The organism is Ensifer sp. 22521 (assembly GCF_052044795.1).
Classification (GTDB): Bacteria; Pseudomonadota; Alphaproteobacteria; order Rhizobiales; family Rhizobiaceae; genus Ensifer.
The window spans coordinates 249268-268040 of record NZ_JBQENM010000008.1; the positions used below are offsets into that span (position 1 = coordinate 249268).

The 18773-nt window shown below is 61.2% G+C and carries 15 protein-coding genes, 1 tRNA gene and 2 pseudogenes; 11 read left to right on the forward strand and 7 right to left on the reverse strand.

All coding sequences use genetic code 11. The features are described 5' to 3' along the window. Nucleotides 1-39: 39 nt before the first annotated feature. A pseudogene (locus ACTJKE_RS14525) lies at nt 40-1580 on the forward strand (peptidoglycan DD-metalloendopeptidase family protein). A 227-nt stretch (nt 1581-1807) separates the two neighbouring features. Here ACTJKE_RS14525 and ACTJKE_RS14530 read toward each other — a convergent pair. Continuing rightward, nucleotides 1808-2677, reverse strand: a complete 870-nt coding sequence (locus ACTJKE_RS14530) for an ATP-binding protein (RefSeq protein WP_058320623.1) — start codon at nt 2675-2677, stop codon at nt 1808-1810. 302 nt (nt 2678-2979) lie between these two features. Here ACTJKE_RS14530 and yajC point away from each other — a divergent pair, with 302 nt between their 5' ends. The 5 genes from yajC to ACTJKE_RS14555 all read left to right on the forward strand — a co-directional run bounded on the left by yajC (nt 2980) and on the right by ACTJKE_RS14555 (nt 7797). Then, the gene (gene yajC / locus ACTJKE_RS14535; protein ID WP_057255835.1) at nt 2980-3315 is read left to right on the forward strand and encodes a preprotein translocase subunit YajC; all 336 of its coding nucleotides are present in this window, start codon (nt 2980-2982) and stop codon (nt 3313-3315) included. A 47-nt stretch (nt 3316-3362) separates the two neighbouring features. Further along, nucleotides 3363-5933, forward strand: coding sequence for a protein translocase subunit SecDF (gene secDF / locus ACTJKE_RS14540; protein ID WP_112995895.1), 2571 nt, complete (start codon nt 3363-3365; stop codon nt 5931-5933). A 1-nt stretch (nt 5934) separates the two neighbouring features. Next, the gene (locus tag ACTJKE_RS14545) at nt 5935-6321 is read left to right on the forward strand and encodes an Mth938-like domain-containing protein (protein ID WP_057255838.1); all 387 of its coding nucleotides are present in this window, start codon (nt 5935-5937) and stop codon (nt 6319-6321) included. A 22-nt stretch (nt 6322-6343) separates the two neighbouring features. Next, nucleotides 6344-7186, forward strand: a complete 843-nt coding sequence (locus tag ACTJKE_RS14550) for a phytoene/squalene synthase family protein (RefSeq protein ID WP_057255840.1) — start codon at nt 6344-6346, stop codon at nt 7184-7186. Nucleotides 7187-7329: 143 nt separating this feature from the next. Beyond that, nucleotides 7330-7797 carry a hypothetical protein gene (locus ACTJKE_RS14555; RefSeq protein WP_058320625.1) on the forward strand — a complete coding sequence of 156 codons (468 nt, stop codon included), beginning with the start codon at nt 7330-7332 and terminating at the stop codon, nt 7795-7797. An 85-nt stretch (nt 7798-7882) separates the two neighbouring features. On the opposite strand, the gene trmFO is transcribed toward ACTJKE_RS14555, so the two are convergent. The 3 genes from trmFO to ACTJKE_RS14570 form a co-directional block, all read right to left on the reverse strand. Continuing rightward, nucleotides 7883-9301, reverse strand: coding sequence for a methylenetetrahydrofolate--tRNA-(uracil(54)-C(5))-methyltransferase (FADH(2)-oxidizing) TrmFO (gene trmFO, locus ACTJKE_RS14560; protein WP_058320626.1), 1419 nt, complete (start codon nt 9299-9301; stop codon nt 7883-7885). Nucleotides 9302-9401: 100 nt separating this feature from the next. Next, nucleotides 9402-9545, reverse strand: coding sequence for a DUF1127 domain-containing protein (locus ACTJKE_RS14565; RefSeq protein ID WP_082616298.1), 144 nt, complete (start codon nt 9543-9545; stop codon nt 9402-9404). A 420-nt stretch (nt 9546-9965) separates the two neighbouring features. Further along, the gene (locus tag ACTJKE_RS14570; protein WP_065376908.1) at nt 9966-10109 is read right to left on the reverse strand and encodes a DUF1127 domain-containing protein; all 144 of its coding nucleotides are present in this window, start codon (nt 10107-10109) and stop codon (nt 9966-9968) included. Nucleotides 10110-11047: 938 nt separating this feature from the next. On the opposite strand from ACTJKE_RS14570, the gene ACTJKE_RS14575 reads away from it, so the two are divergent. The 4 genes from ACTJKE_RS14575 (at nt 11048) to tig (ending at nt 14666) form a co-directional block, all read left to right on the forward strand. Next, on the forward strand, nt 11048-12157 hold the full coding sequence (locus ACTJKE_RS14575) for a DUF2157 domain-containing protein (protein WP_440636896.1): 1110 nt from the start codon (nt 11048-11050) through the stop codon (nt 12155-12157). Then, entirely contained in the window at nt 12154-12741 is a 588-nt protein-coding gene (locus ACTJKE_RS14580; RefSeq protein WP_440691925.1) for a GDYXXLXY domain-containing protein, read from the forward strand. Before ACTJKE_RS14575 ends, ACTJKE_RS14580 begins: the two co-directional genes overlap by 4 nt. Before the next feature lie 183 nt (nt 12742-12924). Then, nucleotides 12925-13009, forward strand: a tRNA-Leu gene (locus tag ACTJKE_RS14585). A 178-nt stretch (nt 13010-13187) separates the two neighbouring features. Further along, nucleotides 13188-14666 (forward strand): trigger factor, encoded by a 1479-nt coding sequence (tig, locus tag ACTJKE_RS14590; RefSeq protein ID WP_057255849.1) that lies wholly within the window; start codon nt 13188-13190, stop codon nt 14664-14666. Between the two features lie 85 nt (nt 14667-14751). Here tig and ACTJKE_RS14595 read toward each other — a convergent pair whose 3' ends face one another. Both ACTJKE_RS14595 and sthA read right to left on the reverse strand, forming a co-directional pair. Beyond that, nucleotides 14752-15576 carry an endonuclease/exonuclease/phosphatase family protein gene (locus ACTJKE_RS14595; protein ID WP_112995934.1) on the reverse strand — a complete coding sequence of 275 codons (825 nt, stop codon included), beginning with the start codon at nt 15574-15576 and terminating at the stop codon, nt 14752-14754. A gap of 187 nt (nt 15577-15763) precedes the next feature. Next, complete coding sequence (gene sthA, locus ACTJKE_RS14600) at nt 15764-17179, reverse strand: Si-specific NAD(P)(+) transhydrogenase (protein WP_112995893.1); 1416 nt, start codon at nt 17177-17179, stop codon at nt 15764-15766. 200 nt (nt 17180-17379) lie between these two features. Here sthA and ACTJKE_RS14605 point away from each other — a divergent pair, with 200 nt between their 5' ends. Further along, the gene (locus tag ACTJKE_RS14605; protein WP_440636893.1) at nt 17380-18423 is read left to right on the forward strand and encodes a magnesium and cobalt transport protein CorA; all 1044 of its coding nucleotides are present in this window, start codon (nt 17380-17382) and stop codon (nt 18421-18423) included. A gap of 40 nt (nt 18424-18463) precedes the next feature. Here the strand turns inward: ACTJKE_RS14605 and ACTJKE_RS14610 are convergent. Continuing rightward, nucleotides 18464-18574: pseudogene (locus tag ACTJKE_RS14610) on the reverse strand (JAB domain-containing protein); the annotation flags it as partial. Nucleotides 18575-18773: the final 199 nt, after the last annotated feature.

Below are 18773 nucleotides of genomic sequence, written 5' to 3' on the forward strand. Positions count from 1 at the left end.
TCATCCCACATCGAGTTGCGTTCGGAGTGGGTAAGCGTCATGCGTCAGTTTGTATCTCCCGGGGTTGGAAAGTCCACGATCCGCCTTTGCGTGGCGGTCCTGCTAGCAGGCGCCGCAACGGGCTGCAGTTCGGATGCCAGCCGATTTGATGGCCTGTTCTCCCGGTCGGACAACATCACCACAAATTCAATTCCGCGCGATGCGACGCCGGTTCCGCGTGGCGACGTGGCAGTCGGCCAGATGGCGGCAGCTTCTCCGGCGGATAACGGTGCTCTCGGCCAACCCTATCCGACTGCAAGCGCGCAGGGTGGCTATGATCCAGTGAATACCGCTTCCACTCCGGTGTCGGCTGCCCGTGGTGCGTCAACGCCGATCTCCGTCCAGCGCACGACCCTGGCCGATCCGAGCGCGACGACGCGTCAGCGTCCAGAAGCGCAGCCGTTCCCCGCTGCTCGTCAGCAGGCGGCAATCGCGACGCAGCAGACGCTCCCGGCGGCCGTCAACGAAACCGCAAGCAAGAGCGGCTGGACGACGCAGAATGCGCCGACGATCATGGTTCGGCCCGGCGACAACGTCGCAGTTCTCTCCAAGCGCTTCGGCGTTCCCGAGAAGGAAATTCTGAAGGCCAACGGTCTGCAATCGGCTGCTCAGGTCGAAACCGGCCAGCGCCTGGTCATCCCGACCTTTGGTTCCGTCGGTAGCCCTGCGAAGGGGGCTGCGACCAACTCGATCGCTGGTCTCGATGGTAGCAAGCGCCAGCCTTCGCCCTTGCCCAACGATCAGCGCGACGTTGCAATCCTGCCGGGCTCCGCCCAGTCTCGCGACAAGAACGCTGGCAAGACGGATGTCGTTGCGGGCAAGCCGGCAACGAACGGCGAAGGCAGTGGCGGCGGCACCTACACCGTGAAGCCCGGCGACTCGCTCAATCGCATTGCCAAGACGACGGGCGTGTCTGTCGCAGCCCTCAAGCAGGCGAACGGTCTGAGCGCAGAATCGATCCGCGTCGGCCAGACGCTGCAGTTGCCGGGCGNCCGGACCAGGTCAAAACCGCATCGGTTCCGAGCAAGAAGACTGAGCAGCCGCAGGTTGCCTCACTCGAAAAAGGTAAGCCGGCAGAATACCAGCCGCCGGCCGCCAAGCAGAGCGTTACGGACGTTGCTGCGCTCAAGGCGGATGTCGATGAGGACTCGCCGAAGTCGACCGGGATCAGCAAATATCGCTGGCCTGTTCGCGGCGCAGTGGTCGCCGGCTACGGCGCCAACGTCGACGGCAACCGCAACGACGGCATCAACATCTCGGTGCCTGAGGGCACGCCGATCAAGGCGGCCGAGAACGGCGTCGTCATCTACTCGGGCAGCAGCCTGAAGGAGCTCGGCAACGCTGTCCTGGTCCGCCATGACGACGGCACGGTCACGGTCTACGGCAACGCTTCCGAGCTCAAGGTTCAGCGCGGCCAGAAGGTACAGCGCGGCCAGACGCTCGCGGCTTCCGGCATGACCGGTCGCGCCAGCCAGCCGCAGGTGCACTTCGAGGTGCGCAAGAATGCGACGGCGGTGAACCCTTCGACCTTCCTCGAATAGTCCGGCCTCCGGGTCCGACTGGATCTACTGCATGTCTCCTTAAATCGACCTCGATCTAAGGACAAAGACATGCAGAAAATCAAAGTGCTACAGCGACCTTTGCGCGTCTGATAAGACGCGCGGCGCTGTAGGAAGCGTAAGAATCAGAAACCGCCCGCCGGATTTCGGCGGGCGGTATTTTTTGTCCATGGTCGAGCAGATTTGGCCAACGATCCGATCGCTAACGCCTATGCGTCCAGTCGATGGCGCATGCGTCCGGCAAGATCCTGAATGAATTGCCAGGCGACGCGGCCGGACCTTGCGCCGCGGGTCGTCGCCCATTCGAGTGCTTCCGCATGCAGGGTCTCGGCCTCGACCGCAAAGCCGTAATGCTTTGCATAGCCATCGACCATGGCAAGGTAGTCTTCCTGGCTACACTTGTGGAAGCCAAGCCACAGCCCGAAGCGGTCGGACAGCGACACCTTTTCCTCGACCGCCTCGGAAGGATTGATGGCGGTCGACTGCTCGTTTTCCATCATGTGGCGCGGCAGCAGATGGCGCCGGTTCGATGTCGCGTAGAGCAGCACGTTCGACGGCCGACCTTCGACGCCACCGTCGAGTACGGCCTTCAGCGATTTGTAGGACGTGTCGTCATGATCGAAGGACAGGTCGTCGCAGAAGACGATCACGGGCACCGGTGCGGTCTTGAGGATGTCCATCAGCGCGGGCAGGGTGGCGATGTCTTCCCGATGCACCTCGACGAGCTTGACCGCGACGCCGGTATCGCGGGCGACCTGCGCATGCACGGATTTCACCAGCGAAGACTTGCCCATGCCACGGGCGCCCCACAGGAGAACGTTGTTGGCAGGAAAACCTTCGGCGAAGCGCAGCGTGTTGTCGAGCAGGATGTCACGGACGTGATCCACTCCTGATATCAGCGACAACTCGATACGGTTGGGCTTGGCAACCGGTTGCAGGTGATGTGTGGCTGGAGCCCAGACGAAGCATTCGGCGCCGTCCCAGTCATTGCTTGCTGCGGCTGGACCGGCCATGCGCTCGATCGCCGCGGAAAGCTTCTGCATTTCCCTGATGAGAACGTCGATCTTTGCATCCGGCATATGTCTATCTCCAACAACTGAATCAATCATTTGGTCGCACTGCAATGAAAACGGGGCGCCTGAAACGGCACGCGATTGCCCCGCAATTGCGACGCTACCGTTAACAGACACCCGGTAGCACGCAGGTTTGCGCTGGAAAAGGCCGCAGAGCCCCGTGCGGGGGGTTCTCCTCTTGTGCAAATTGTGTCAGAGGCACAGGAACGGGTAAGGGTGCCGCCGCTTTGCAGAGCGGCCGCGCGCCCCTATATTCCGGCCGATTTGGTGCGGAGGAACCGCCGATATTTGAACTCAAGGAGTGATCGATGTTCATTACCGAAGCTTTTGCGCAGACAGCCGGTGCCCCTTCCACCGGCGGCGCGGACATTCTCATGTCCATCCTGCCGTTCCTGCTGATCTTTGTTGTCATGTATTTCCTGATCATCCGTCCGCAGCGCGCCCAGATGAAGCGCCGCGAGGAGCTGTTGAAGAACATCCGCCGCGGTGATCAGGTGGTGACCGGCGGCGGCATCGTCGGCAAGGTTACGAAGGTCGTCGATGACAACGAACTCGAAGTCGAAATTGCCGAAGGCGTGAAGATCCGCGTCGTTCGCAGCGGCGTATCTGAAGTTCGCGTCAAAGGCGAACCTGTGAAAGAATAAGGGACGCGGACAGCCACCATCCGACGAACAACTGGAGCGTTTGAGGCATGCGCAGATTTCCGCCGTTGAAACGTATCCTCGTCTGGTTGGTGGCACTCGCCGGCATCGCCTGTGCGTTGCCGAATGTTCTGAGCCGTGAAGAGGCAGCCGGATTACCGTCCTGGCTGCCGCATCGCCAGGTGGCGCTCGGCCTTGATCTCCAGGGAGGCTCGCACTTCATGCTGCGGGCCGCGCGCAGCGACATCGTCGCCGAGAGGCTCGAAGCGGTCGCCAGCGAAGTCGGAAAGTCCCTGCGCGATGCCGATATCGCCTATATCGGCCTATCGGGCGAAGGTCAGTCGATTTCGTTCCGGGTTCGGGACCGTGCGCAACTCCCCGCCGCTCGCGATAAGCTGAAGACACTGACGGCGCCGGTCGATGCCGGCGGATTTGGCTCCGGGTCGATTTCCGAAGTTGTGTTTGACAGCGCCGACGAGGATGAACTCGTCCGTCTGCGCCTGACCGACGAAGGCATCGACTACCGGCTGTCACTGGCCCTTGCGCAATCGATCGATGTGGTGCGTCGCCGCGTCGCTGAAGTTGGCGTTCTGGAGCCGCTGATCCAGCGCCGTGGCGAAGATCGGCTCATCGTCCAGGTGCCGGGGCTCGACGACCCACAACGACTGAAAGATCTGCTCAGCCAAAGCGCACATCTGACTTTCAGATTGCTGGATACGTCCGTGCCCGTTGAGCGAGCCGTCGATGGCCAGGTGCCAGCGGGCGCAGAAGTCCTCTTTTCCTATGACGATCCGCCGGTTCCCTATCTGGTCCAGAAGGAACCATTGCTGGCGGCGGCCAGTTTTGTCGCCGCGCAGCCGGAAGCAGATGCCGGCGCCGATACGGCGTCGGTCGCGGTCAAGCTCGAGGCGGCCGCGCAGCAGCGGGTTACCGCCGTCACGGCGCAGCAGCCGGAGGCGAAGATTGCGATCGTTCTTGATGGCCAGGTTGCCGCAACGCCCAAGCTTTCGGAAGCCGTCAAAGGCGACACGGCGCGCATTTCTGCCGAGCTTCCGGCCGACTCTGCTGCGGATCTCGCCGCTCTCATCAGGACCGGACCGCTCCCAACACCGCTGACTTTCGTCGAGGAGCGGACGGTCGGCCCGGGTGTCGGTGACGACGCGATTGCCTATGGCCTCAAGGCCGGCTTTGTCGCGGCGATCGCCGTCGCCGCCTCGATGATCTTCTTCTACGGCGTTTTCGGTGTCTTTGCCATCATCGCGCTCGCCTTGAATATTGTCTTGATCCTTGCGACGCTTTCCGTGTCGGGGGCGACGCTGACCCTGCCGGGGATTGCCGGCATCATCCTGACGATCGGCGTCGCGGTCGATTCGAACGTGTTGATCTACGAGCGCCTTCGCGAGGAGGTTCGTGGTGGCGAGCCCTTGCTCCGCACGATCAACAACGCCTTCTCTCGCGTCTTCAGCAGCATTTTCGACGCCAACCTGACGATGCTGATCGCCAGCGCCATCCTGTTCTACCTCGGTTCCGGGCCAGTGCGCGGTTTCGCCGTCACTCTCGCGATCGGCAGCGTCACGACGCTTTTCACCGCCTATACGGTGACCCGTCTGATCGTGAAGCGTTGGCTCCGGCAGTGGAAGTCGGAACGCCTGCCGAAGGGCATTCGAACCGGGCGCTTCAGCGATCTGGACATCCGTTTTATGCAGATCCGTAATCCGGTGTTCATCCTGATGGCCGCCTTGTCGGCGGCCTCGGTGCTCCTGCTTGCGGGTATCGGGCTCAATCTGGGTGTGGACTTCAAGGGCGGCTCGATCATCGAGCTGCACTCCAAGGGCGGTCCCGTCGACGTTGCCGACCTCCGCACCCGCCTCGACGAGCTGAACTTTGGCGAGGTCCAGGTCCAGCAACTGGGCTCGGGCGAGGATGTGCTGGTGCGGGTTCCGTCTCAAGAAGCGGGCGACAATGCCGAGCAGACCGCAGCCAGCGTCATCAGGACGGAGCTGGCCGACGAATACGACTTCCGCCGCGTCGAAGTGGTTGGCCCGGTTGTTTCGAGCGAGCTGACGCGCGCGGGAACGCTTGGGCTCGCAATCTCCTTCGTGGCGATCCTGCTCTATGTCTGGCTGCGTTTCGAGTGGCGCTTTGCCGTCGGTGCGATTATCGCAACCGTGCACGACGTGCTGCTGACGATTGGGTTCCTGGTGCTGACGGGCATCGAGTTCAATCTCGGCAGTATCGCCGCCGTTCTCACCATCGTCGGCTACTCGTTGAACGATACAGTTGTGATCTACGATCGCATTCGCGAGAATCTCGGCCGCTATCGCCGCATGCCGCTTTCGGTGCTGATCGATACGTCGATCAACCAGACACTCTCGCGCACGATCCTGACGGCGCTGACGACCATTCTGGCGCTCGCCGCGCTCTATCTCTTCGGCGGCGGCCTCATTCGCTCATTCAGCATCACCATGCTGTTTGGTGTCGTCGCCGGGACGATCTCCTCTATCTATATCGCCGGCCCGATCCTCATCCTCTTCGGGAAGCGGACCGACCACATTCCGGGGGACGAAAACGCGTCCGGCGCGGATACGGGTGCTGCCGGCGCGGCAAAGGGTACAGTTTGAAATGCCCAAGGGTATTGAAATTCGCGAAGCGCATTTTCCGGGCCGCGCACCGATCGATGCCTATGGCAACGGCGGCTTTCGCTTTGCGGACATGTCGCATCGCGGCTCGATCCTGATGCTGCCCTCGGGCGTCTATGCGTGGGACGTGGCCGAAGGCGATCCCCTGGCCGTCGAGAAATTCCTCAGGGTCATCGATGAGGCGAAAGACATCGAAGTGCTGCTGGTTGGCACCGGTAAGGACATCCGCCCGCTGCCCGCAGACCTGAAGGCCGCGCTGCGTGCCGTCAATGTATCGTCGGATCCGATGAGCACCGGGGCTGCGGTTCGCACCTACAATGTGATGCTGGCCGAATCGCGTGCTGTCGCCGTCGCGCTGATCGCCGTCTGATCGGGCATTCGGGGAAGACGACGTGCAAGATATTTCCGCTCAGATCCTGGCCGACCTCAGGGATACGGACCGCGACCGCTATCTCGCCTGCCTGCTTGCCCCCGCCGACAAGCAGCGCTCGCTCGCGGCACTCTATGCCTTCAACGCGGAAATCGCGCGAATTCGCGATCTCGTGCATGAGCCGATTCCAGGCGAAATCCGCATGCAGTGGTGGCGCGATCTCATCGGCAACGATGCAGCCTCCGGTGAGGGGCATCCGCTCGCCGAAGCGCTTCTGCAGTGCATTCGCGAGCACAGGCTGCCGGTCTCGGTCCTGCAGAACATGATCGATGCCCGGATCTTCGATCTCTATGACGACCCCTTGGAAGACCGCTCGGCGCTCGAAGGTTATGCCGGCGAGACCGCTTCGGCCTTGATCCAGCTCTCGTCGCTGGTGCTCGACCCGCAGAATGCGGCCAAATCGGCGGAAGCCGCTGGTCACGCCGGTGTGGCGCAGACTGTCGCCGGCCTCCTGATGCTGTTGCCGCTGCATCTGAGACGCGGCCAGGTCTATTTGCCGGCAGAACTGCTGCGCGCGACCGGCCTTGATCGGGAAACGCTTATTGCCGGCAAAGACAGCGACGGTATCGGCCGGGCGATTAGGGCATTTTCTGGGTTCGGGCGGGATCATCTGGCCAAGGCACGGGCTCAGATGGCGGCGATCTCGCCGTCGAATTTTCCGGCGTTCGTGCCGCTCGCGCTGGCCGAGCCGATCTTCGATCGCGCCGAGGCGGCTGGCGCTGGACTTTTAAAGACACCCATCCGGCCGGCGCAATGGCGGCGGCAATGGTGGATGTGGCGCGCCGCTCGGCGGCGTCGCTTCTAGGGCGGCAAAGCAGACGCGCTACTTGTTAAGAACCCGATGCGTTCCGCGTCGGCGCGCCCGACGGGACGCCAAATTGGCACAAGCCTCGTAGTCTATAGAAGCGGTTTATCGGCGTCATGCCGAGCGAAGGGGAGCGCCCGCGGATGCTTTGGTTATTGCTCATCGCCGTCATTGTTCTGGCCGGCGCATTCTACATGTGGATGAACGCTCGTGCCGAGCGGGATTGGGACAATCCCGATGCAGGTTCTGCGATGGTGGAATTCGGGCGCGCATTTCCGGATGAGGCGATCCGGGCACTGCATTCCACCGCGGATCGGAAGGCGATCTTCCTGAGGCTGCACGACGGCAAGGCGGGCTTCATCCAATCGCATGGCACGCACTATGTCTGCCACGTCATCCAGCCTGGAAAGGTCCGGGTGAACAGCTCTGAGACCGGCCGTGGGCTGATCGTGCATTTCCCCGACTTTGCCTATCTGGACAATGCCTTCGAGTTCCAGAACGCCGGCGAGGCGGCGGAAGTTTCTCTCTGGCTGCTCGGCAGCTTCAACCCGAAATCGGAATTCACGCAGCCCAACTCGGAACCGTCCCCTGCAGCGCAGTCGAGCGAGTAGCGACTTCACAGTTCCATTCAAAAGAAACGGCCCGCTGGCGGTATCACGAGCGGGCCGTTTCGTTGTTCTGGTCTCATATTCGCCGTCAGGCGGACTTGCCGAGCCATGCGGCGCAATCGGCGAGCGCACGCGACGCCGTTGCCTGCTTCTTGGCAGCGGCCTTTTCCTTGCCACGGAAGCGCTTGGCGCCCTCCGGCTTGGTGATTGCTCCCGGATCGAGCGGCGGGAACAGGCCGAAATTGACGTTCATCGGCTGGAACGAACGTTTGCCCGGCTCATCGTCGGAAACGATGTGCCCGCCGGTGATATGGTTCAGCAGCGCGCCGAAGGCGGTGGTCGCTGGCGGTGCGGCCAAAGTCGCGCCCTTGCGCTCAGCGGCGGCGAAGCGCCCGGCGAGCAGGCCGATGCTGGCGCTCTCCACGTATCCTTCACAGCCGGTGATCTGACCGGCAAAGCGCAGGCCCGGGCGCGACTTCAGCGTCAGCGTTCGGTCGAGCAGCGTTGGCGAATTGATGTAGGTGTTGCGGTGCAGGCCGCCGAGGCGTGCAAATTCGGCATTCTCCAGGCCCGGGATCATCCGGAAGACTTCCGCCTGGGCGCCGTATTTCAGCTTCGTCTGAAAGCCGACCATATTGTAGAGCGTGCCAAGCGCGTTGTCCTGGCGCAGCTGCACGACGGCATAGGGCTTGACCGTGGGGGTATGGGCGTTGGTGAGGCCCATCGGCTTCATGGGTCCGTAACGTAGAGTCTCGCGGCCGCGTTCGGCCATGACCTCGATCGGCAGGCAGCCATCGAAATAGGGCGTACCTTCCCACTCCTTGAAGCCGGTCTTGTCGCCGGCGACCAGCGCGTCAACGAAGGCGTTGTACTGCTCCTCGGTCATCGGGCAGTTGATGTAGTCCTTGCCGGTGCCGCCGGGGCCGACCTTGTCGTAGCGCGACTGGTACCAGCAGACGTCCATGTCGATCGTCTCGGTGTAGACGATCGGCGCGATGGCGTCGAAGAAGGCGAGCGCATCGGCGCCCGTTTCCGTGCGGATGGCTTCTGCAAGATCGGGTGCCGTCAACGGGCCGGTTGCGATGACCGCAAGATCCCATTCCCTCGGCGGCAGGCCGGTGATTTCTTCGCGCACGACCGTGATCAGCGGATGGGCGGCAATCGCGGCGCTGACGGCGTCAGAGAAGCCGTCGCGATCGACGGCGAGCGCGCCGCCGGCCGGAACCTGGTTGGCATCGGCGGACTTCATGATCAGCGAGCCGGCAAGGCGCATTTCCGCGTGCAGCACGCCAACCGCATTGCTGGTCGCGTCATCCGAGCGGAACGAGTTGGAACAGACGAGTTCGGCGAGACCGTCGGTCTTGTGCGCATCGGTGCCGCGCACGCCGCGCATCTCGTGCAGAATGACCGGGACTCCGGCCTCGGCGATCTGCCAGGCAGCCTCCGAACCGGCAAGGCCGCCGCCGACGACATGGATGGGAGAATGGGAAGAGGTGTCTTTGCTCATGGGCGGCTTCCTATCACGGCTCGGCCCTTCGTTCCAATGTCAATAAACGAAAACGGCGCCCGAAGGGCGCCGTTTTGGAAGTCAGTTCGAACCGTTGAGATTAACGGAAGGAACGGGCCGCAATGTTGCGGATATCGTAGCGGGTGATGCCGATATCACTGAGAGCGTGGTTCGACAGGTTGCCGAGCTCGCTGACGGTGCGGCGGTAGTTGATCCAGCTTTTTGCGATACGAATCGGGTTCATGACTTTTTCCTCAAGATCGGTTTGTCGCGACAGCCATCTGTCTGCGTCGTTGAGGTTCTTATACGCTTGTCTAATTAGAAGGTGGAGTGCAAAGAAAATGCAGCTGCTATGCATTTGTGCAGTGCATCGCCGCATAGATGGGCACCGCTTCAAAAGGTGGCATCAATTAACGATTGATTAAAATGCGGATCACTACGCTCTAGTGTTTTGTTTTTCATATGTTTTTGGAATTGGAGCGCGAGCGGTTGCAATGCGTGGCACGAGGGTGGTGCTCGCTGCTCGCCGGCGAGGTGCGCAACAGCATTTCGCACGTGCGAAAGGGCGGCGGTGATGCCAGAGCAAGAGGCAAAAGAAAACGCCCCCCGGAATGAACCGGAGGGCGTTTACTGGAGGTCGGTCGCGCTTGAAGCGCAGCCTGAATTACTTGATCGCCTGGCGAGCAACGTAGGGGATGTCGCCGCGGCCGATGCCGAGGTCGCTCAGCTCACGGTCGCTCATGCGGCCGAGTTCGTTGCAGGTCTGACGATACTTGCGCCAATTGTTGAAAGAACGTGCGAGGTTCATGATCCTATCCTTTCTAGGGTCGTGTGCCAGCGCTCATCTCTCTTGCTGGCCGTCATCTGATGGTCTGGAATATAATCGTTTTGAGCAGAAGTTACAGAGATAATGCTGCATCGCACCCATGCAGCACGTGCAAGCCTGAGCGCGGCGGACAGATGTCGGATGGCGTTCGAAACGCATCTGCAATCAGGTTCTGATGATTGAAGCTTTCGACCCAAATCGAGGGCCGGAAAACAAACAACGCCCGCTGGGGGAGGAGATCCAGCGAGCGTCGCTTTGTTCTGATCGGCAACCGGGAGGAGGAGTGTCGCCGATCCAAATCGAGGGGCGCTGGGAGGAGGAGTGCGCCGCCCCGATCGATGAGTTGAAGATAGTATGGAGTCGGGCGGAAGGGTAGCGCTGATCCAGAATGGCACCTATGCATCGAGTGCATGGCTGCGAGCGAATACAGAGAAAGTGTGCACGAATATTGTGCAATTGCGCAAAGTCGGAGATTTTCTTGCTGGGGGAGGGCTGAAAACAATAACGCCCGCTGGGGAGGAGGTCCAGCGAGCGTCATTTGAAGTGATTGGCAACTGGGAGGAGGAGTGTTGCCAATCTGATCGGAGGAGCGTTGGGAGGAGGAGTACGCTCGACCGAATTCTCTCGGGTTTTGCCCGGGCCTTTCTCAGTAAACTGAGGCGGTTGGCCGCTTCCGCCGGCGACCGTCTGGCTTCATGCCGTCGTTCGCCTTTGATGATTTGAATATAGGCGCTTTAAATCGATTTGTGCAGTGCAATATCCGCATGGAAGATATGCGCATCGCGCAAGCCGTTCATCAGTGCCTTTCGGCTCTGGGGCCTCAGTCGCGACAGAGCGATTGTGTTTCCGAGCCGATACGTGGTTAGTTGGTGACGCAACTGGATCATTTCAAGCATTGGATTCTTAGGGCTGGGGGCAGGATGTATCGCGCGCGTCTCGAGCGAGACTTCAAACACTGGATCGACAAGGGGCTGCTGCAGGAAGATGCCGCGCGCGCCATGCTTGCCGAGTATGACGGACGCGAGTCGACGTTCCGGGCAGGGCGCGTCCTGCTTATGCTGGCGGCCCTTCTGTTATCCGCATCGATCCTGTTGCTTGTTGCCGCCAATTGGGAGGAACTGCCGCGCCTCGCGCGCGTCGCCGGCATCGTCGCCTTGATCTGGGGCTTCCACTTCGCCGCTGCCTGGCTGATTCAGAATGGCAGGACGACATTTGCCGCCGCGGCGCTGGTTCTGGGCGCGGCGGCCTTTGGCGGCGGCATCGCGCTCATCGGGCAGATGTATCATTTGTCGGGCGATGCGGCGGATGCAGCGCTGCTCTGGTTCGTTGGCGCCTGCCTTTCGGCGCTCGCGTTTCGCTCTGCAGCGATGGCAACGGCCGCCGGCGGGCTCGCTTGGTTCTATTTCGGTACCATGTTGACGGAAAATGGTTTCAGCACGGCTTCTGACTGGCACTTGTGGTCCGTGCCGGTTCTGGCCGTGATCGTCGTTCTTCTGGTCCGCTTCACGGAGGCGGGCAGGGCCCGGCATCTGGCCTATCTGCTCGTCCTTTCCTGGCTCGGCTGGCTTTATCTGGATAGTCCGTCACTTGCTTTCGCGGTCGGCCTCGCAGTCCTCGGCCTTGCGGCCTTTCTGGCGGCGACCCTGCCGGGTTCGCCCGTGCGCCAACTTGCGCTCGAGGCGGGTTCGGCGCCCGCTTTCTATTCCTTCGCGCTCGCCCTGCTTGGTTTCACCGGACTTCAATACGAGGCGGTTGGGGTGACGACGGAGGTCGCGACCGGAACAGGCACGCTGTTGGTTGCGCTCCTGGGCATTGCGCTTGCCGGTGCGCAGAACGGGGCGGTGCGTTATCTCGGTTACATCGCCTTTGCCGGCGAGCTTCTCTATCTCGCCTTCGAAACCTTGGGATCGATGCTTGGCACATCGGGCTTCTTCCTGATTTCGGGCGTGGTCGTCGCGTGCGTCGCCTGGCTGGTCATTCGGATCGAGGGGCATATGGCGCGAACGCGCCAGGCGGAGGTTTCTCAATGAACAGTGGTGCATCGACCAGACGTTGGCTGAACCCGTTGCTCGCCGCCCTGCTTGCGGCCGGCGTCCAGACGGCGGCGCTCGGTTACATGATCGAAAGCAGGGCTTCGATCCTCAGAAGCGGGCGGGATGTCCTTCTGAAGACCGTGCCCGTCGATCCGCGCGACCTGCTCAGAGGCGACTACGTGATACTGAGCTATGATATTTCAATGTTGCAGCCGGAACTGTTCAAAGGTGGACTTCCGACACAATCGGGCGAGGTGATGCTCTATGTTCGGCTGGCGAAGCAGCCAGACGGTTTCTGGACGGCGACAGAAGCGTCGTTCCAGCCGCTGCCGGTGACCGGCGACAGCGTCGTGCTCCGCTCGCTTCCATTCTCCTACTATCCGTCGCCGTCGCCGCTACCCTTGACCGTGGACTATGGCATCGAGCGCTTCTACGTGCCGGAGGGCGAAGGGCGCACATTGGAAGAGGCGCGCAATGCCGAGGCGCTCTCCGTCAACATCCGCGTAGATGGCAAGGGCAGAGCACAGATCCGCGAGATCGCGGTCAACGGAAGTCCGGTCTATGAAGAGCCCTTTTATTGAGGCTCCGCGAACGCGCTCCGATCCGTCGTGGAATTCCGCATTTTCCCTTTGATCCCGTGAAAACGAGTGATATAGAGACGCCGCGCTCGGGAAAGCCCTGAACTTTCAGCATGCCCATTGTATCCGCGGTATTCCGCTGGTTGGACTTGCGGAAATACGGTCAGGCGGTGCGATTGTCTGAACGCGGGTATGGTGAAATTGGTAGACACGCCAGATTTAGGTTCTGGTGCCGCAAGGCGTGGGAGTTCAAGTCTCTCTACCCGCACCAGACAGCGATCGCGCCTAAAGTCCGGATTCTGCGAGGATGAAGGGGGCTGGAGTGCCATTTTGCTTGCAAAACGGTTGCAGAACTGCGTAAAGCCACTCCCGGCAAATGGATCGGCTCACGTGCTCGCCAGACCTTTCGAAGGGGAAGAGCACAGTCAACGTGAAATGAAGGTTTGAACATGCAGGTTATCGAAACGCTCGCTCAAGGGCTGAAGCGCGAACTCAAGGTCGTTATCCCGGCCAAGGACATGGAAGCTCGGATGAACGAGCGCCTGGCCGAAGTGAAGGACCGTGTGAAGATCAACGGCTTCCGTCCGGGCAAGGTGCCGGTTGCGCACCTGAAGAAGGTCTATGGCAAGTCGATCATGGCTGACCTCGTCAATGAGATCGTCCGCGAGAAGCCGACCGAGATCCTGTCGGGCCGCGGCGAGAAGTCGGCGACCCAGCCGGAAGTCGCGATGACCGAGGACGAGGCCGAAGCCGACAAGATCCTCAACGCGGAAGCTGACCTCGAGTTCACCGTTGCCTACGAAATCATCCCGGCGATCGAACTCAAGGACGTGAGCGGCATCAAGGTGACCCGCGAAGTCGTCGAGATCGCTGACGAGGAAGTCAACGAGCAGATCCTGAAGATCGCCGAAAGCGCCCGCAGCTACGAATCGAAGAAGGGCAAGGCCGCCAACGGCGACCGCGTCACGATCGATTACCTCGGCAAGGTCGACGGTGTTGCCTTCGACGGCGGCAAGGACGAAGACGCTGAACTGGTTCTCGGTTCCAACCGCTTCATCCCGGGCTTCGAAGAGCAGCTCGTTGGCCTGAAGGCCGGCGACGAAAAGACCATCACTGTCAACTTCCCGGCTGACTATCCGGCTGCAAACCTCGCCGGCAAGGAAGCGACCTTCGACATCACCGTCAAGGACGTCGCTGCCGCCCAGGACATCGAAATCAACGACGAACTGGCCACCAAGCTCGGCCTCGAATCGGCTGACAAGCTGAAGGAAATCGTCCGCGGCCAGATCGAAAGCCAGTACGGCAACCTGACCCGTCAGAAGGTCAAGCGTCAGATCCTCGACCAGCTCGACGAACTCTACCAGTTCGAAACGCCGGAGCGCCTCGTCGAAGCCGAATTCGAAAACATCTGGCGCCAGATCAACACCGACCTGCAGCAGGCCGGCAAGACCTTCGCTGACGAAGAAACCACCGAAGAAGAAGCCCGCGCCGAATACCGCAAGCTCGCTGAGCGTCGCGTTCGCCTCGGCCTGGTTCTCTCGGAAATCGGCGAAAAGGCCGGCGTCCAGGTCAGCGACGACGAACTGCAGCGTTCGCTGTTCGAACAGCTCCGCCAGTTCCCGGGGCAGGAAAAGCAGATCCTCGACTACTTCAAGAACACCCCCGGTGCTGCTGCTTCGCTGCGCGCTCCGCTGTTCGAAGAAAAGGTCGTCGACCACTTGCTCGGCGAAATCTCGGTAACCGACAAGACGGTTTCCAAGGAAGAGCTGACGGCTGACGACGAAGAGGGCGAAGGCAAGGCTGCCAAGAAGGCTCCGGCCAAGAAGAAGGCCGCTGCCAAGGCTGAAGCCGCCGAAGGCGAAGAAGCTGCCGCTCCGAAGAAGAAGGCTCCGGCCAAGAAGAAGGCCGCTGACGACAGCGCCGAGTAATCGGACCGAAGCCTTAGGAATCGAAAAGCCCTGCCGCTTGCGGCAGGGCTTTTTTCGTTTGAGGGGCGTCGGTGACGTCGCCGTCTCAGCGGCGTGGCGAAATGGCCCAGCCGATGTCCAGGAGGAGGGCGCGATGGTCGGAGACTTCCGGCCGTTCGACGACATCGAACCGGGCGACATCAACCTCGCCACCCACCAGCATGTAATCGGCAAAGCGGCCGCCCTTTAGATAGTGCGACGTCCGAGTATCCGTGTGGCCACGGGAAGCGACCAGGTCAGTCAGCCCTAGCTCTGCGAGCACCTGAAAGGTCACGCTGTCCGGGAGCACGTTGAAGTCACCGCACACGACAAGCCGCTCATCGCCCGGCCAGACCTGACGGATGAGGTTTACCAGCGCGTCTGCCTGCGCGTGCCGTGCCGGTGTGTCGTTCTTGCCGCCGATCTCCCGTAGGCCATGCATCTGGGCGATGGTGATTGCCGTGCCGGCATCATGGTCGAACAGGCGGATGCAATGGGCATTGCGGGCACGTGGATGTGGCCCCCAGCCCTCGGATGAAAAGCTGCCATGCACGAAGCCGAGCGCCTGACCGATGACGGAATGGGAGCGTCGGACGAAGGTCGCGAGCCCAAATTCCGAGGCCACCGGCCTGTCGCCGTCAAAGAGCGTGCCGCGCGCCGTCGGGCAGAAGCAGCCATCATGCCAAGGAAGTGCTGCCGCGATCTCATCGAAGAGGTTGGCGCGCTGCGGCAGTTCGACATCTGTATCGCGATAGGTGAGCCATTCGGCGTCGGTCGTCGGCGACCGCGCGATCTCCTGCAGACACAGGACATCGGCGTCGACTTCCGCCAGATATCTCATCAATGGGGAATGGAGCTTGCCGCCCCAGGCATTGAGGGAAAGGATGCGCATGGCGTTCATGTCTCTTCATCAGGAGCGGCAAGGCTACCCGATTTGCCGGCATGGTGGCGTGCACGCAATCTTGAACGGCGCTCTGGGCGATAGGTGACAAAGCGCTATTGCTCGTCACCTATCGAATTGGATTCCTTTGACTGCCGTTGTCGTCGTTTGATGCGTGCTCAGCTATGTCGCTGGCGGCTTACGCTTTCGGTAGTTCCTGCTTGATCTCGCCCATGCGGTTCCAGGCGTCGAGACCGGCAATCTTGTAGGCTTCGGCAAGCGTCGGGTAGTTGAAGGTGTTCTCGACGAAATATTCGACCGTGCCTTTGAGGTTCAACACGGCCTGGCCGATGTGCACCAGCTCGGTCGCGCCTTCGCCGATGATGTGCACGCCGAGAAGACGGCGGGTCTTCATCGAGAAGATCATCTTCAGAAGACCGGATTCGAGACCCATGATGTGACCGCGCGAGGTCTCGCGAAAACGGGCAATGCCGCATTCGTAAGGGATGCCGCGTTCCTTCACCTCTTCTTCCGAAAGGCCGCAGGTGGAGATTTCCGGCACCGCGTAGATGCCGTAGGGGAAATACTTCTGCGGTTCCATGGCAATCGCGCCGACAGCAACGCGAGCCGCAATGCGGCCCTGTTCCATAGAGGTCGAGGCAAGGCTCGGGAATCCGACGACGTCGCCGGCGGCATAGATGTTCGGGATCGATGTCTGGAACGTCTCCGGATTGACCTTGAGCCGCCCGCGGCTGTCTGCCTCGAGCCCGGCGGCCGGCAGGTTGAGCGTATCGGTTGCCCCCATGCGTCCGGCGGCGAAAAGCACCATGTCGGTGACGATCTTGCGGCCATTGTCGAGCGTCAGCAGCACCTTACCATCGTCGAGCCGCTCGACCGTCTCGGCCTTCTGTCCGAGATGCAGCTTCATGTTGCGATCGCGCAGCTGGTAGATGAAATCCTCGACGATCTCCTTGTCGATGAAGTCGAGCATCGTTGTCTTCGGGTCGATGACCGTCACGTGCGTGTCGAGCGCGCTGAAGATCGTCGCATATTCGATGCCGACGACGCCGGCGCCGATGACGACGAGCGAACGCGGCAGTTCTGCGATATCGAGCAATTCGTCACTGTCGAGCACGCTCTTGCCGTCGAAGGGCATGTAGTCCGGACGGAAAGGCTTGGTGCCGACGGCAAGCATGATGCTGGTGCCTGAAACAAGCAGGGTCTCGCCGTCGTCCTTGACGACCTCGAGCGTGGTCGGATCGACGAAGCTTGCCTTGCCGCGCATCTGCTGCACGCGGTTACGGGCAAACTGGTGTTCGAGGACCTCGACCTCGTGATTGAGCGTGATGATCAGCCGTTGCCGGAGATCGTCGGCGCTGATCTCCTGCTTGACGCGATAGGCCCGCCCGTAGAAGCCCCGCTCGCGCCAGCCGGAAAGATTGAGCGCCGTCTCGCGCAGCGTCTTGGAGGGGATGGTGCCCGTGTGCACCGAAACGCCGCCGACGCGCTTTCCCTGTTCGATGACGAGGACCTTCTTGCCGAGCTTGGCGGCCTGGATGGCGCCGCGGCGGCCGGCGGGCCCGCTTCCGACGACGATGAGATCGAACTGAGTCATGGGCATTTCCGTTTGAAGGGAGGAATCGTTGTGCATCGCAAAAACTCTCGCTTGCAAGCGTCTATACCGTCAATGGCACGGTTTAATGAAGTGGTTTTCATAGCCGAAACAGCTGGATGAGAATATAAGGGAACGTGCGTATGCTGGCTTCGTTACGACATGCCGGGCCCATCGGTGTCGTATTTGCCTGGGAGGGGGCGATGGGATTGGAGTTGACGAACAGAGCGGTGCGGCAGTCTGAGGGCGAGAGCGTCATCCCGCAAGCGGAGCATCGGTCGGGTGTCGTTGCGGCGGCGGTCTATGAGAACGGCGTAAGGGTACGCGATATCCGCATTGAAGATGCCGGAAAGTGGCGCTCGCGGCCGGGCGCCGTGGTCTGGATTGGGCTGCATGAGCCTGATGCGGAACTGCTGCGCCAGATACAGCAGGAGTTCGACCTGCACGACCTGGCCATCGAAGACGCCTGCAAGGCGCACCAGCGGCCGAAGCTCGAGATCTATGGCGACTCGATTTTCGTCGTGGCGCGCACCGCCCACATGGTCGGCGACGAAATCGCGTTCGGCGAGACCCATCTCTTCGTCGGACGCGGTTATGTCGTCTCGGTCAGGCACGGCGCATCGACCTCCTACATGGCCGTCCGCCAGCGCTGCGAATCCTCCCCGGCAGCACTCGCCCATGGCGAAAACTATATCCTCTATTCGATCCTCGATTTCATCGTCGACAACTATATGCCGGTCATCGAGGCGATCCATGAGGAGGTCGAGGAACTGGAAGATCGGCTGTTGCGGGAGCGACTGGTCAAGGGTGACATCGAACGACTCTACCTGATGCGCCGCAATCTTCTCAGATTGCGCAATGCCGTGGTGCCGCTCGTCGATGTCTGCCGCCGGCACGAGCACATCGATCTGCCAGGCATGGATGCGGCGCTACAGCCGCTGTTCCGCGACGTGACGGACCACGTGCGCCGGGTGCAGGAGGATATCGATGCGTTGCGCGAGGTGCTTGCCTTTACCTTCGAGGCGAGCCTGATGGTCGGGCAATCCGAACAGACGGAAATTTCGCGCAAGCTGGCGTCCTGGGCCGCGATCCTTGCCGTGCCGACGGCGATAGCCGGTATCTACGGCATGAACTTCGACGATATGCCGGAGTTGAAGTTCCGCTACGGCTATTTCGTCGTGCTGGCGGTGATTATCGGTTTGTGCCTGACGCTCTTTCGCTTCTTCCGTCGCGCGAAGTGGCTGTAGTCCTGTAAACCGGGGCGGACGTCAAAACAGTCGCGGGCATTTTCCGGCTGACATGCCCATCCTTGCCGATAATGATGTGATCGTGCACGGCGATCCCCAGCGGTTTCGCCGTTTCGACGATCAGCTTGGTCATGTCGATATCCGCGCGCGACGCAAACCGAATGACGACTTTGTCGATGGATCAGAGATGAAGATCGACTACATCGAGGCGTACTCATTGGACGCGGATTGGTACATTTAGCGGATAATGGGGATCGGCTGCATCCAGAGTTGCCGGTCCGCACCCACGCAACAGGCCCTTTTTGCCTGAGATCAGCGCTCGCCGTATATCCGTTCAGCCGCCGACCGCG